We start from the raw sequence: 13,843 nt of genomic DNA, 5'->3' as shown, positions 1-13,843 counted from the left end.
CTATGGGCTCACCCCGTCCGCATTGGCCCGGGGCACGACCTATATGGCACGGTTAATTGTGCAATGCAATATTCGTATTGCACTGCGATATCACGAAATCGTGAACAGCCTTAACGAGAGGCATTCTGATGCCTCCCTAGCCAGCGCCCCGGTGATCGGCTCGATTTGGACCTAATACTGAGCGGCCGCTTCAGTGCTGGACGGCGCCTGGCAGCCCATAAGCCTCCATCTGGGCCTGGACCTGCGCGATGTTGTGGCCGAGCACGACGATGTCGTGCGTCTTGCCGTCGACGTCCCGGACATGATCCCGCAGCAGGGCTTCGGCCTTGAAGCCGAGGCTCTCGAACAGCGCAATCGCCGCCTGCTGATCAACGGTCATCTGAACCGAGAGCTTTTCCAGGCCCGCCCCGAGCGCGAGGGCGAAGGTCTCCTGCGACAGTGCCTTGCCCACTCCCTTGCCACGCACTTCCTGTGAGACCACCATGCGGATCTCACCGACATGGGGCGACCAAGAGTGTGGATCACGCACCAGCGTGCCACAGCCAACGACCTTGCCGTCCCTGACCGCGAGCAGGCTGGTGATGGCACCGCGCTCGATCTCCTTGACCCAGGCCGACAGCACCCTGGGCTCGCTGATGTTGCGGGGCAGGAACAACAAATCGTGGGTCGGCAAGCCCTTGCCGAAGGCCAGCACCGCGGCTTCGTCCGCCGGCGACATCAGGCGGATCTCGATATCGCCGGCGTCGGTCTTGACGTGGCGCGGATAGGAACGCTGCTCGCTCATGTCGATCTCTTCCCCAACCAGGAATCCAGTTTCGGCCACAGCCGCTTCACGGCGTTGGCGCCGGCGACCAGCGAGACGTGACCGCCCTTCAGCATCACCTCTTCCTTGTCCGCCGAGCCGATCTTCGCGATCAGGTGCTTTGCGGCGTCATAGGGGACGATGTGGTCGTGCTCGGCGACAGCGTGCAGGATCGGCACCTTGATGTCCTCGAGCTTCGCCGCACGGCCGCCGACCGACATGGTGTCGTTGAACAGCTTGTTGTCCCACATCAGGTCCTTGGTGATGGTGCGGAAATACTCGCCCGCGAGCGGCAGCGTGTCGGTCGCCCAGCGGTCGAACATGCGATACGATTTGACGAACTCGTCGTTCCAGATGTTTTCCCAGAGCTGGATCTGGCTCACCGTGCGCGAGGCCGGCCGCAGCATCTCGAACGAGGACAGGATCATCTCCGGCGGCACATTGCCGACACTGTCAACGAGGTGGTCGACGTCGAAATAGCGGCGGTCGGAGAAATTCGAGAACAGCTTCATCTCGCGAAAATCAATCGGCGTGGTGAAGCAGATCAGGTTCTTCATCGGCCCATCCTTGTGGATCGAGCCGTAGAGCAGCGACAGCACGCCGCCGAAGCAATAGCCGATGACGGAGACGTCCCGCTCGCCGGAATCGGCCTGCACGCGGCGGACGCAATCCGGGATGAAGTCGAGGACATAGTCCTCCATGCGCAGGCTCTTCTCCTCCGGCCGCGGGGCGCTCCAGTCGAGCATGTAGACGTCGTAGCCGCGCCTCAAGAGGAACTCGATGAAGCTCTGCCCGGGCACGAGGTCGAGAATGTAGCCGCGGTTGGTGGTCGCCATCACGATCAGCACCGGCACGCGGTAGATCTCGTCCGACATCGGCCGGTAGTGATAGAGGCTCATCGTGCCGCGCGAATGCAGCACGTCCTTCGGCGTCGAGCCGAGCGTTGGACCGGAGGTCGAAAAGTATTCGACGCCCTTGATGCTGCGCTGGATGGCGCGCTGCACCTCGGACTGGATGCGTTCCGGGATGGAAGCGAAATCAAGTCCCGCCGGCGCGTTCATGTCTGTCCTCCGTTTTCGGAGGGCGGACGCTTGGTGCGCGGCGGCCGCGGCGCAGCATCGAGGCTTTGCGAGATTCCGGAACTTGCCGCAATCTGGCTCAGCATCGATTTCATCTCGCTGAGCTGGGCCTCGACGGACTGCAGCCGTTCCGCAAGCCCCGTCACCTGCTCGCGGCTCGGCAGATTCATCGCAACGAGATATTTCTCCATGAGCTCGCCAAGCTGCTTCTGAGCACCTGCAGCAACGCCGCCAGCCCGATTCATCGCTTGAGAAAACTCTGGCGACGACATGGCCTGGTTGGCGAAGGAGTTGAACCCCTTCTCCATCTCACCCATCATCTTCTGCCACATGGCGACCGGATCATTGGTCTTGTCGGTCATCGGCGTCCTCCTGGTATCGAGAGCTGCGATGCCCTTCTTTTCCGCCATACCACACCGTTGCGCGGGGCCGGTCAACCGGCAAGCGGCGGACGCGTCGTCGCGCATGCGCTTCTTTGCGGCGGCAAACCGTGCGATACAGCAGCGATCAGCAGGAGGGACCCGTGACCGCTCATCAGCCGCCCCAGACCGTCCGCGCCAACGGCATCGACATCTGTTACGAGATCTTCGGGAACGACAATGCCGAGCCGCTGCTGCTGATCATGGGGCTCGGCGCGCAGATGATCCATTGGGACGATGCGTTCTGCGAACAGCTCGCCGCGCACGGCTTCCGCGTGATCCGCTTCGACAATCGCGACATCGGCAAGTCGAGCCATCTCACCGGCGGGAAGCGCCTGACGCCGTTCGAGCTGCTGAAGCTGCGCTTCCTCCGGATTCCCGTGGCCGCGACCTACAAGCTGATCGACATGGCCAGGGATACGGTCGGCCTGATGGATGCGCTCGGTATCAAGTCGGCGCATCTCGTCGGCGCATCCATGGGCGGCATGATCGCGCAGGAGGTGACGCTGTCGTTTCCGCAGCGCGTGCGCTCGCTGACCTCGATCATGTCGACCACGGGCAATCCGCGCATACCGCCGCCGACACGCGAGGCCGCGGCGATGCTGATGGCGCCGCCGCCGCGCAGCAAGGATGAGTTCATGGTCCGCTTCGGCCAGACCTGGAAGGTGCTGCGCGCCGGGTCGTTTCCGGAAGAGGAAGCGCTCGACCCCGGCCGCGCCGAGCGCGTGTTCGCGCGCGGGCTCAATCCGGCCGGCGTCGGCCGCCAGCTTCGCGCCGTGCTTGCCTCCGGCAGCCGCAAGGAGCGGCTGCACGCCGTGACGACGCCGACGCTCGTCATTCACGGCACCGTCGATCCGCTGGTCCATCCCGAAGGCGGCAAGGACACGGCGGCGTCCATTCCGAACGCCAAGCTGTTGATGATCCCGGGCATGGGCCACGCGCTGCCGATGCGCTTCTGGCCGGAGATCATCGGCGCCATCGACAAGCACGCGCATGGCGCAGCCGCGCGGGCGGCGTAGACCCTCGCGGGCGGTCTCTCCGCGGTGACCATGTGAGCTGCCGGTGACTGTCTTAACGGAAGCCGGCACGAAAGCTATAGAGGCTTCCCTCGATCACAACAGAGGCTGCGGCCTCTCGGAGCTCACATGCATTCCATCGTCCGATCGGCGGCAATGATCGCCGCTTCCATTCTCATGCTATCTCTCGGCAACGGCGCGGCGATCGCCGCAAGCGCGCAGGAAGAAGCCAACCGTACCGCCGTGCTTGCCTTCTACGAAAAGGGCCTCAACCAGAAGGATGCGGATGCAGCCCTCGCCTATGTCGGCAACCGCTATGTGCAGCACAATCCGAACGCCGCCGACGGCCCGGACGGCTTCCGGAAGTTCGTCGGTTTCCTGCGTGAAAAATTTCCGAACTCGCGCAGCGAGATCAAGCGCAGCTTCGCGGACGGCGACTACGTCATCCTGCACGTCCACTCCGTTCGCGAGCCCGGCACCAGGGGCCGCGCCATCGTCGATATCTTCAAGCTGGAGAACGGCAAGATCGTCGAACATTGGGACGTCGTTCAGGAGATTCCTGAGAATCCGGCGAACAGCAACACGATGTTCTAGCTCGCAGGCATAACTACGTAGGGTGGGCAAAGGCGCGCGCTCTTCGCGCGCCGTGCCCATCATCCATCCGCATCGAGGACAAAGATGGTGGGCACGCTTCCGCCTTCGCTCTTCGAGCTACGGCGGACAGGTCGCTTTGCCCACCCTACGATTCCGACATCGTGGATACGGGGCTCGGCGCAGCACAAAGAAACTACCTAGCTCTTCCTTGCCATCCAGATCACGTGACGCGCGCCGCCGCCTCTTCCGGTGGCGCGGACGTTGACTTCGTTCACATCGAAGCCGGCGGTCCGAAGGCGCCTGGTGAATGCCGGATTGGGTCCCGACGACCAGACGGCGAGCACGCCTCCCGGTCGCAGCGCCGTCTTGGCGGCCGCCAACCCGCTCGCATTATAGAGCGCATCATTGCCCTTCCGGGTCAGTCCCTCCGGCCCGTTGTCGACATCGAGCAAAATGGCATCGAAGGCCGACCGCTGCGCGCGGATGATTTCGCCGACGTCGGTCTCCCGGATGCTGACCCTGACATCATCGAGGCTGTCGCCGAAGACCTCTGCCATCGGCCCTCGCGCCCAGGCGACGACCGATGGCACGAGCTCGGAGACCATGATCTTGGCCTTATCTCCGAGCACGGCCAGCGCCGCCCGCAGCGTAAAGCCCATGCCGAGGCCGCCGATCAGGACGACTGGCCTTGCGACCTTCTCGATCTGCTTTGCCGCGAGCGTTGCCAGCGCGGCCTCCGAACCCGACAGGCGGCTGTTCATCAGCTCGTTGGTGCCGAGCTTGATCGAAAACTCCTTGCCCCGCCGCATCAGGCGGAGCTCCTCGTCGGAGCCGGGGATTTTGGCGGTGTCGATCTTTTCCCAGGGAATCATGGGAATGCTTTAGCACGGTCGGACGAACAATCACCCACCCGCCCAGACGTCGAGCACATAGCGGTTCTTCGCGCCCATCTCCTCGATCCACCGGGCGCCGGTGGTGGCATCGCTGCCGCTCTTCTCGCCATGGATCGCGACGAGCGCGGCCTTCACGTCGGGCTCCATTTTTCCACCATCGCCGCAGACATAGATGATCGCGCCCCGCTCGATCAGCGGCCAGATCTTGTCCTTCTGCGCGGCGAGCACGTGCTGCACATAGGTCTTCGGCCCATCCGCCCGCGAGAATGCGGTGAAGAGCTCGGTGATGCCAGCCGCCGCCAGCGCTTTCAGCTCGTCCGCATAGAGAAAATCCTGATCGGGATGGCGACAGCCGAAGAACAGCGTGGCCGGGCCGAGCGTGGTCCCTTTCGCCTTGCGCGCCGCGCGTTCCTGGAGGAAGCCGCGGAACGGCGCAAGTCCCGTACCCGGGCCGATCATGATGATCGGCACGGACGGATCATCCGGCAGCCGGAAGCCCGCCTTGGTCTCGCGCACGGTGGCGTAGATGGTATCGCCCGCGCGGCGATTGGCGAGATAGTTCGAACAGATGCCTTTGTAGACACCGCGTCCCGAGGCCGCCGGCCCCTCGACCACTCCGACCGTGACACTGCACAGCGCCGGGTCGACCGATGGCGAGGACGAGATCGAGTAATAGCGCGGCGCCAGCAGCGAGAGCATTTCCAGGTACGCGTGGAACGGCAATTCGCAGGCGGGATATTCCAGCAGCAGGTCGAACACCGACTTGCGCCTCGCCAGGATCCCGGTGCGGTAACGCTCGAGCGTTTCAGGCTCCTCGCCGACAAAGCCCAGCAGCTTCGGCTTGGTCATCGGGCAGCGGGTGTGATCGGCCATGATCTGAATCTGCTTGCGGGTCGCGACCTGCTGCAGCTCGACGAACTCGCTGAGCAGGCGGCCGACCGACACGGCCTCGCCGACCGGCAATTGCGCACGGCGGCCCTCGGCGACCTGAAGCCTGATCTGGTCGGCAGGCAGGAAGCCGAAGCGGCGAGCGACTGAGTCCACAAGCGTCGGATCGTTCCGCGGGACGACGCTCAGATGATCCCCGACGCGGTAGCTGACATTGGCCGGCAATTGCACTTCGATATGACGCGTCGAACGCTCCGAGGGATTGGGGCCGCTCTTGTTCTGGAGTTCGTTGTTGACGAGCACCTTCATCGCCACCGCGCCGCCCTGGGCGACGATGGTGTTGACGGCCGTCACCGCGACCGGCTCGATCGCATAGAGCGGGTCGTCCTCCGCCGTGCGGGTGAAATTCCAGTCGATGCCGAATTCCTTGGTCGCGACCTGGGCCGCCGCCGGGAACCATTTCTGGAACTGGCCATCGAGATCGCTGCGCGCATCGCCCTCGCCGCGCGGATAGACCGCGCGCGCACCATGCGCCGACAATTGCTCGTCGATATAGCGCGGTACCGACTGGTAAGTCGCGGCCCAGTCGCTGTTGCCGCAGCCGAACACGGCGTAGCGCACGCCGGCGAACGCATCCTTCGGCAGATCCTCGCCGAGCCATTTGACGAACTGCGTCGCATTGTCGGGCGGCGCGCCGTTATAGGAGGCGCAGATGATCAGCACGCCGCCCTCCTGCGGCAGCTTGCCGACGTATTCGTCGAGCGGGCCGAGATGCACGGCAAAGCCGTTGATCTCGGCGAGGTCCGCCATGCGCGTTGCGAGTTCCTCCGCAGTGCCGAGATTGGAGCCGTAAAGCACCAGCATCGGCGTGTTGTGGCCCGGGCGCGTGGTGGGCTGGCGCGGTGTCTTCGGCGCCGAGGACGCAACCGCGACAGGCCCGCCATAGGCGCCGCGCTCGCGGTCGGCGCGCGGACGCACCTTGATCTTGAAGCCTTCCGGCTTCATCGTCAGGGTTTCCTTCAGGTGCATCTGGTAGCGCTGGTGGTCGATCAGCTTGAAGCGCTGCAGGATCATGCCGAGCGCAAGTGCCGCCTCGTGCATGGCGAAGCCGCGGCCGATGCAGGCGCGCTGGCCGTTGCCGAACGGCTTCCAGGCATTGATCGGCCGCTTGGCCTCCGCCTCGCGGCTGAAGTTCTCGGGATCGAAGGCGTCGGGATTGGGACCCCACACGCTGGGATCGCGATGCAGCGCCGTCACCAGGATGGTGACGAACGTGCCCTTCCTGAGCTTGTACTTGCCGCTGCCGATGGTCTCGTCGTTCAGCGGCGAGATGCCATAGGCCGGCGCCGGCGGCCACAGCCGCAGCGCCTCCTTCAGGATCTGCGTGATGTAGGTGAGCTGCGTCACCTGCTGATAGGTCGGCTTCGCGTTGATATCAGGACCGAAGATGCGGTCGACCTCGTCATAGGCCTTCTTGAGAATCTCGGGGTGCTTCAGCAGCGCATACAGCGTGTAGGACAACAGGCCGCTGGTGGTCTCGTGCCCCGCGATCAGGAACGTGTTGATCTGGTAGCGGATGTTGATGTCGTCGAGCTGCTCGCCGGTCGAGCGATCGACGCCGGTCATCATGGCCGCGAGCATGTCCTTCTTGTCGTCGATTCCTTCGGTGCTCTTGCGGCGCTCGGCGATGATCTCGTCGACCATCCTGTTCATGAAGGCAACGTCTTCGGCGAGCGTCTTGCGCCGCTTCTGCATCCAGAGCTGCTCGAGCGGCAGGCCGCGCGTCATCATGATGGTTTCGAGCGAGCGCACCAGCGACTCGACGAAGGGATGGTAATCGCGCCGGTAGAACGAGTTGAATCGGTACTCGAAGCCGCACAGACCGATCGTATCCAGCGTCAACGCCGTCATGTCATGGACGACGTCGATCTCGTCGTCGGCGTTGAGCCGCTCCCATTTCTGGACGAGCTGCTCGGCGATGTCGACCATGCTCGGATGATAGGACTGCATGGCGCGGTTGCCAAAGGGCTGGAGCAGGATGTTGTGCGCCTTGCTCCAGTTCGGCTCACGGGTGTCGGCCGTGAACAGGCCGTCGCCGCCGACCGCACGCACGCGCCGCAGCGCGCCGCGCACCGTCTTGTCGAAACGCTTCTCGTCGGAGAGCTCGTCGACGAGATCATGGCCGGAGACGATGACGATCGGCGAGCCCATCATGTCGAGCCAGAAGATCGGACCGAGCTCCTTGGCGAGCCGCGTCAGGTGCTGCACGGGCGCGGCCGGGTCCAGCGACAGCATGTTGCCGACCACCGGCTTGGTCGGCGGGTGCGGAATCGGGTCCAGACGGTTCTTGGATGACGACATTAAATGCGCTTCCCCCTGCATCGGTCTTCAACGTCGTCATTGCGAGGAGCGAAGCAACGAAGCAATCCAGACCGTCTCTGCGGATGCATTCCTGGATTGCTTCGCTTCGCTCGCAATGACGAGCTAGCCAAACCGCCTTCTACGCCATTCGATCAGCTTGGCGCTGACCTCTTCCGGCTTCTCCTGCTGCGTCCAATGGCCGCTGTCCTTCACCAGATACTTCTCGAGGTCGGCGATCAGCTTTTCCATGCCGTCGGCCGCCGAGGGCGGCAGCACCGCGTCGTTCTCGGCCATGATCATCAAGGACGGCACGTGGATGTGATGGTCCAGCCCCTTCGCACGCTCCCAATTGCGGGTGAAGTTGCGATACCAGTTGATGCCGCCGGTGAAGCCGGTCTTCGTGAAGGTGTCGACGAACACCTTCTTGTCCTCCACCGACAGGATCGGCGTGCGCGGATCATGCTTCGCATCGTAATTCGCGATCATCTGCGGGAACGCGAGGTTGATGCGGGGCGAAGCACCAATGCCGGCAATCGGCTGCTCCTCGGGCGCACCCGGAGGGCGCGCGGCCGGCTTGCGCATGAACGCGTCAAAGGTCTGCTCGACGCGGCTGCCAAAAATCCTGTCCGGCTCGCGCGCGGGATCCTGGAATTGGACGATGTACATCTGGTCGCCGAAGCGCTGACGAAACAGCGCGATCGGGTCGATCGGCGCGCGGTCCCAGTGCGGGGTGTTGACTCCGACGACGCCGGCGACGCGCGTGGGGTGCCGCAGCGGCATCTGCCAGACGATGAAGCCGCCCCAATCGTGGCCAACGAAGATCGCCTTCTCGATCCCGAGATGATCGAGCAGCCCGACGAGATCGCCGGTCAGATGCTCCATGTCGTAGTCCTCGACCGGCTCGGGCCGGTCGCTCGCGCCATAGCCGCGCTGGTCCGGCGCGATCACGCGGATGCCGGCCTCGCTCAACGCCTTGATCTGGTGGCGCCAGGAGAAGGCGAGCTCGGGCCAGCCGTGACACAGCACGACCGGCGGTTTGTCATCGGCCGGGCCGGCCTCGTAATAGCCCATGCGGATTCCGTTCGTCTGCGCGAACTTGAGCGGCGGCATTTCAATCATGGCGAATTTCCTACTCAGCAGCGCCCTTGACGTCGGCTGCCGGCGGCGCATAGGCCGCCTCCAGCGCGGCGAACTCCTCGGGCAGCATGTCGCACATCACCTGCACGTGCGGAATGATGTTGGCGCCGACGATGAAGCCGAAATCGAGCTGGTCGCGATAGCTCTGCACGGTGATGTTGAGCGCTTGTCCGTGCGTCGAGATCGACACCGGGAAGATGTGCAAGAGCTCGGCGCCGGCGGCATAGAGCGTCTGCCGCGGCCCGGGCACGTTGGACACCGTGATGTTGGCGGCGGGCGGCAGCACGTCGGAGAGATTCGAGCGGCTGTAGAGCAGCGCCAGGATCTGCACCATGATTGGCGCGCCCAGCATCGAGATGTTGGAGACCTGCGGCATCAAGGCGCGCAAGGGATGCGACATCTCCTTGGACTTGGTCGATTGCGCGACGATCGCCTCCAGTCGCGCCTTGGGGTCATCGATGTTGGTGGCAATCGCGCAGATCATGCCGAACACCTGGTTGTTGGCCTCGGTGTTTCCCTCCTCGCGCAGCGAGATCGGCACGGCAGCGGTCAGGGATTTCGCCGGCAGCGTGCCATATTGCTGGAGGTAGCGGCGGACCACGCCGGAGGCGAGCGCCAGCACGACGTCGTTGAGCTTGCCGCCGGCCTGCTTGGCCAACGCCTTCGCCCGCGACAGCGAAATCGACACGCCGGCAAAGCTCCGCTCGGACGAGATCGTCTTGTTGAGCATGGTCGGCGGCGACACCATGCTGGCGAGGCTTTCGCGCGATTTGGGATCAGCGACCTTGCCGAGCACGTCTGACACGCTCTTCAGCACGGTCGGGATGTTGCCGGCGAAACGAACGGCGCTCTCGATCTGGTACATCGCGTTGTCGAACAGGATCGAGCCGATGTCGCTCTTGCCGGTGCGGGGCAATTGCAGGTTCTTCGCCGCCGCCGAGGCATCGAGCGGCTGGCTGAACAGCTGCTGATAGGAATCGAGCAGGTTCGCGGCGATGTCGCGCGGCTCCTGTCCGGGCTTGGCTCCGGCCGTGGGCGGATCGACCTTCCGCGGGATCGGCGAGATGTCGTAGATCATGTTGGTCAGCGCCGCACCGGCGCCGCCGTCGATCGCGGCGTGGTGCATCTTGGAATAGAGCCCGACCTCGTTGTCCTTCATGCCCTCGAAGACGTAGAATTCCCAGAGCGGACGGGCGCGATTGAGCAGCTTGGCATGCATCCAGCCGACGATGCGCTCGAGCGTGGCGCGGTCGCGGGGCTGCGGCAGGCTGGCGCGGAAGATGTGACGGTCGATGTCGAACTGGTCGTCCTCGACCCAGGAGGGATGGTCGATGTCGAGCGGCGCCTTCTCCAGCCGCGCCTTCAGGATCGGCGCGATGTGCAGGCGCGAGACGATCATCGCCTTGAAGTCTTCGAAGAAGTCGCCCTTGTAATCGTCGGGCAGGCGGAAGATCGCCATGCTGCCGACATGCATCGGCATCTCAGGTGTTTCCAGATAGAGAAACGACGCGTCCAGCGACGACAGTTTCTTCCCGTCAGCCATGGTTCCCTCCCGATATTCGACGGGCGCCTTGGCGGCGCTTCTCGTCAGGCCGATACTGCCCGCTCCGGAGGGGCATATGCAATGGCAAAGGGCCCGGCCCGGTCAAATGGCCAGAACTCTCCCTCCGGTTGCGCCAGGCGGTCCGCCACGGCCCACAGCACCGCGGGGTTCACGCCGAGCCCGATATGGCTCGCCAGGTGCACCTCGATGTTCTCGGCACGGTCGGAGGGACGGAGCAGGCAGGTCCGCCAGTTCACGACACCGTCGGCGCGCGAATAGATCGACGTCGCCGGCACCGGCAGGTCGCCGGCGATCGCTTCGCGCGCCTCCGCGAAATCCTCGACCCGCTCGCCGGACAGCGCCTCGTAGAGCCGCGTGGCGTTGGTCGCCCGCACGTCGTTGGCAAACGGGCTGCCGAGCGTAATGACATAGCGGACCATGTCGGGCGCGCAGAGCGCGAGATCACGGGCATAGACGCCGCCGAGGCTCCATCCGACCAGGCTGACCTTGCGCCCGGTCGCGGCATGGATTTCGGCGAGACGCGCACGCAGCGAATCCCGCATCCGTTCCAGCCCGCCGAGATTGCGGCCCATCCGCCAGGCATGAGCTTCATAGCCGAGCTCGCTGAGATAGCGCCGCAGCGGCACCATCGAGAGGTCGCTGGCGAGAAAGCCCGGCAGTGCCAGCACCGGATGGCCGTCGCCTTTGGGCGCACGCATCAGGAGCGGCGAGAGCAACAGGCTCGCATTGAACTCGAACAGTCCACGGGCTTCGGCCAGCAGCAGGCCGAGACCCGGCGGACGAAGCCGGCCTGGATCCTGCGCCCCGTCCCGCCCGGACTGCACTATTTCTTCTTGTCGCTGCTGCGCGGGCTGCCGAGACCGGCCATGGTGACGAACATGTCCTGAAACCGCTCGGCGATCTTGGGATCGAAAGTGAACCAGCTCTGGATCAGCGATTCCGGCGAGACCTTCTCGATATTGCTGAGGACCTGCTGCTGCAGCTTGTCCATCACGGCCGTCTGCATCGGCGCCACGTCGGGCAAGCCGAAGAACTGGCGGGCTTCAAGGGGGGTGCAGTCGATTTCGATATTAACCTTCATGTCCCCTCCGGATGAGATTCGAGCGGCCTGCTGGCAGTATCACCGCGACACAGTGTGCAACGCAAGCGACCTGAGGGGAAGCCGCTAGGACCGGCTTCTGCAATCGACGGGTATGGTCAATCAAATCGCCCGGCCGCGACCGCGGCGGACGGCTGAAACGCAGAAGGCCGGCAGAGCCAATCTCCCTTCCTCCGGAGACTTCACAGGTCGAAAGTCGAATGTCGTCCGCGCGCCGGCCTCCCCTAGATTGCCGGGCAGCATTGCTGCACAGCGGTGCAACTTGGCGCGTTCCTTGCTGGAATGGCGCTTGCACGGGTCGTGAACTCTGGGCAACATGGATCAGTCAGCCTCGCCGAACAATCAAAAATCACCGGCGCGGCGGTGTGGAGAGGGTCAAGAATGTCAGTCGGTCGAAGTCTGTTTGCGGCGACGCTCGCCGGTACGCTTGCGTTGGCGGTCTCGCCGGCGTCGAGCCAGACGCTACGTTATGCCAACCAGGGTGATCTGAAGTCGCTCGATCCCTATACGCTCAACGAGAGCACCACCCACGCCCATCTCGGGCACGTCTATCAAGGCCTCACCGCGCGCGACAAGGATCTCAAGATCATCCCGGCACTGGCGGAAAGCTGGGAAACTCCAGAGCCGACCCGCTGGCGCTTCCATTTGCGCAAGGGCGTGAAGTTCCACAACGGCGATCCCTTCACCGCCGACGACGTGGTGTTCTCGGCCGATCGCGTCCGCAAGAAGGGGTCGAACATGCAGACCCGCCTTGCGCCCGACGTCAAGGTCGTCAAGGTCGACGACTACACCGTCGATTTCGTCCTGCCCTCGCCCAATCCCATCCTGCATAACTCGTGGGATGTCTGGTACATCATGGACAAGAAATGGGCCGAGGAGAACAACGTCGTCGATCCGACGCCGGTGGCGGCGACCACGCCGAGCTACGCCTCGCTCCATGAGAACGGCACCGGTCCCTTCACCATCGAGAGCCATCAGCCCGGCGTGAAGACGGTGTTCAAGGCCAATCCCAACTACTGGGGCAAGGTCGAAGGCAATCTGAAGGAGATCATCTTCACCCCGATCTCCTCCGACGCCACCCGCGTCGCGGCCCTGCTCTCGGGTGAGGTCGACGTCATCGAGCCGGTTCCGATCCAGGACATCTCCCGCGTCGATTCCAGCCCGAACGCCCAGGTACTGAAGGGGCCGGAGCTGCGCACCATCTTCATCGGCTTCGACCAGATGCGCGATGAGCTGCTCTACTCCAACATCAAGGGCAAGAATCCGTTCAAGGACGCCCGCGTCCGCGAGGCCTTCTACAAGGCGATCGACATCGAGCTGATCAAGACGCGCGTCATGCGCGGGCTGTCGACGCCCTCGGCCCTGATGATCGCGCCGGAGTTGTTCGCACTGTCCAAGAGCTTCACGCGGCCGAAATTCGATCCTGATGGAGCCAAGAAGCTGCTGACCGAAGCCGGCTACCCCGACGGCTTCGAGGTCACCATGGACTGCCCGAACGACCGCTACGTCAACGATGCCGCGATCTGTCAGGCTGTGGTCGGCATGCTTGCCCGCATCGGCGTCAAGATCAATCTCCTGGCGCAGCCGAAGGCGCAGTACTTCGCCAAGGTGCTCAAGCAGGGCGGCTACCAGACCTCGTTCTACCTGCTGGGCTGGACCCCGAGCACGATGGACTCCCACAACGTGCTCTACGACATCATGGGCTGCCGCGACGATGCGAAATCCTCGCGAGGCGAGGCCAATCTCGGCGGCTACTGCAACAAGGAGTTCGACACCATCACCGACAAGGTGCTGGTCGAAACCGACACCGAGAAGCGCAACCAGCTGATCAAGGAGGCCTACGAGATCGGCATCAAGGACTGGTCCTACATCCCGCTGCACCAGCAGGCTCTCGCCTGGGGCGTCTCGAAGAAGGTCAACCTGCCGCAGCGCGCCGACAATCTCGTCATGTTCCACTGGGCGACCAAGAAGGAATAGCGTTATTTGAACAC

General features: G+C 64.0%; 12 protein-coding genes. 3 read left to right on the top strand and 9 right to left on the bottom strand.

Annotation, left to right across the window (positions count from 1 at the left end; genetic code table 11):
- Nucleotides 1-190 precede the first annotated feature (190 nt).
- Genes XH79_RS31000 through XH79_RS30990 form a run of 3 tightly spaced genes read right to left on the bottom strand, consistent with a single transcriptional unit; the run spans nt 191 to nt 2,243 of the window.
- Nucleotides 191-784, bottom strand: a complete 594-nt coding sequence (locus tag XH79_RS31000; RefSeq protein WP_271584099.1) for a GNAT family N-acetyltransferase — start codon at nt 782-784, stop codon at nt 191-193.
- Complete coding sequence (locus tag XH79_RS30995; protein WP_271584098.1) at nt 781-1,863, bottom strand: PHA/PHB synthase family protein; 1,083 nt, start codon at nt 1,861-1,863, stop codon at nt 781-783. Before XH79_RS30995 ends, XH79_RS31000 begins: the two co-directional genes overlap by 4 nt.
- Entirely contained in the window at nt 1,860-2,243 is a 384-nt protein-coding gene (locus XH79_RS30990; protein WP_271584097.1) for a hypothetical protein, read from the bottom strand. Before XH79_RS30990 ends, XH79_RS30995 begins: the two co-directional genes overlap by 4 nt.
- Nucleotides 2,244-2,404: 161 nt before the next feature.
- On the opposite strand from XH79_RS30990, the gene XH79_RS30985 reads away from it, so the two are divergent.
- A complete protein-coding gene (locus XH79_RS30985) occupies nt 2,405-3,319 on the top strand; it encodes an alpha/beta fold hydrolase (RefSeq protein ID WP_271584096.1) in 915 nt (304 codons plus the stop codon).
- Between the two features lie 126 nt (nt 3,320-3,445).
- The gene (locus XH79_RS30980) at nt 3,446-3,910 is read left to right on the top strand and encodes a nuclear transport factor 2 family protein (protein ID WP_271584095.1); all 465 of its coding nucleotides are present in this window, start codon (nt 3,446-3,448) and stop codon (nt 3,908-3,910) included.
- Between the two features lie 197 nt (nt 3,911-4,107).
- Here the strand turns inward: XH79_RS30980 and XH79_RS30975 are convergent, their stop codons facing one another.
- The 6 genes from XH79_RS30975 to XH79_RS30950 form a co-directional block, all read right to left on the bottom strand.
- Nucleotides 4,108-4,782 carry a spermidine synthase gene (locus XH79_RS30975; RefSeq protein WP_271584094.1) on the bottom strand — a complete coding sequence of 225 codons (675 nt, stop codon included), beginning with the start codon at nt 4,780-4,782 and terminating at the stop codon, nt 4,108-4,110.
- Nucleotides 4,783-4,812: 30 nt separating this feature from the next.
- Nucleotides 4,813-8,052 (bottom strand): bifunctional cytochrome P450/NADPH--P450 reductase, encoded by a 3,240-nt coding sequence (locus XH79_RS30970; protein ID WP_271584093.1) that lies wholly within the window; start codon nt 8,050-8,052, stop codon nt 4,813-4,815.
- Nucleotides 8,053-8,175: 123 nt separating this feature from the next.
- On the bottom strand, nt 8,176-9,171 hold the full coding sequence (locus tag XH79_RS30965; RefSeq protein WP_271584092.1) for an alpha/beta fold hydrolase: 996 nt from the start codon (nt 9,169-9,171) through the stop codon (nt 8,176-8,178).
- 10 nt (nt 9,172-9,181) lie between these two features.
- On the bottom strand, nt 9,182-10,732 hold the full coding sequence (locus XH79_RS30960; RefSeq protein WP_271584091.1) for a WS/DGAT/MGAT family O-acyltransferase: 1,551 nt from the start codon (nt 10,730-10,732) through the stop codon (nt 9,182-9,184).
- 44 nt (nt 10,733-10,776) lie between these two features.
- Nucleotides 10,777-11,577, bottom strand: a complete 801-nt coding sequence (locus tag XH79_RS30955; RefSeq protein WP_212343585.1) for an esterase/lipase family protein — start codon at nt 11,575-11,577, stop codon at nt 10,777-10,779.
- A complete protein-coding gene (locus tag XH79_RS30950) occupies nt 11,577-11,834 on the bottom strand; it encodes a DUF6489 family protein (protein WP_018648137.1) in 258 nt (85 codons plus the stop codon). The genes XH79_RS30955 and XH79_RS30950 overlap by 1 nt, the downstream gene beginning before the upstream one ends.
- 399 nt (nt 11,835-12,233) lie before the next feature.
- Here XH79_RS30950 and XH79_RS30945 point away from each other — a divergent pair, with 399 nt between their 5' ends.
- A complete protein-coding gene (locus tag XH79_RS30945) occupies nt 12,234-13,829 on the top strand; it encodes an ABC transporter substrate-binding protein (protein WP_271584090.1) in 1,596 nt (531 codons plus the stop codon).
- Nucleotides 13,830-13,843: the final 14 nt, after the last annotated feature.

This window comes from Bradyrhizobium sp. CCBAU 45389 (genome assembly GCF_028128625.1).
Taxonomy (GTDB): domain Bacteria; phylum Pseudomonadota; class Alphaproteobacteria; order Rhizobiales; family Xanthobacteraceae; genus Bradyrhizobium; species Bradyrhizobium liaoningense_B.
The sequence above is the reverse complement of the archived record's forward strand: the minus strand, read 5'-3'. Positions and strand labels throughout refer to the sequence as shown.

What these genes read in the sequence shown, in the direction of transcription:
- XH79_RS31000 (WP_271584099.1), bottom strand. Translation starts at nt 784, where the DNA reads ATGAGCGAGCAGCGTTCCTATCCGCGCCACGTCAAGACCGACGCCGGC.
- XH79_RS30995 (WP_271584098.1), bottom strand. Translation starts at nt 1,863, where the DNA reads ATGAACGCGCCGGCGGGACTTGATTTCGCTTCCATCCCGGAACGCATC.
- XH79_RS30990 (WP_271584097.1), bottom strand. Translation starts at nt 2,243, where the DNA reads ATGACCGACAAGACCAATGATCCGGTCGCCATGTGGCAGAAGATGATG.
- XH79_RS30980 (WP_271584095.1), top strand. Translation starts at nt 3,446, where the DNA reads ATGCATTCCATCGTCCGATCGGCGGCAATGATCGCCGCTTCCATTCTC.
- XH79_RS30975 (WP_271584094.1), bottom strand. Translation starts at nt 4,782, where the DNA reads ATGATTCCCTGGGAAAAGATCGACACCGCCAAAATCCCCGGCTCCGAC.
- XH79_RS30970 (WP_271584093.1), bottom strand. Translation starts at nt 8,052, where the DNA reads ATGTCGTCATCCAAGAACCGTCTGGACCCGATTCCGCACCCGCCGACC.
- XH79_RS30965 (WP_271584092.1), bottom strand. Translation starts at nt 9,171, where the DNA reads ATGATTGAAATGCCGCCGCTCAAGTTCGCGCAGACGAACGGAATCCGC.
- XH79_RS30960 (WP_271584091.1), bottom strand. Translation starts at nt 10,732, where the DNA reads ATGGCTGACGGGAAGAAACTGTCGTCGCTGGACGCGTCGTTTCTCTAT.
- XH79_RS30950 (WP_018648137.1), bottom strand. Translation starts at nt 11,834, where the DNA reads ATGAAGGTTAATATCGAAATCGACTGCACCCCCCTTGAAGCCCGCCAG.
- XH79_RS30945 (WP_271584090.1), top strand. Translation starts at nt 12,234, where the DNA reads ATGTCAGTCGGTCGAAGTCTGTTTGCGGCGACGCTCGCCGGTACGCTT.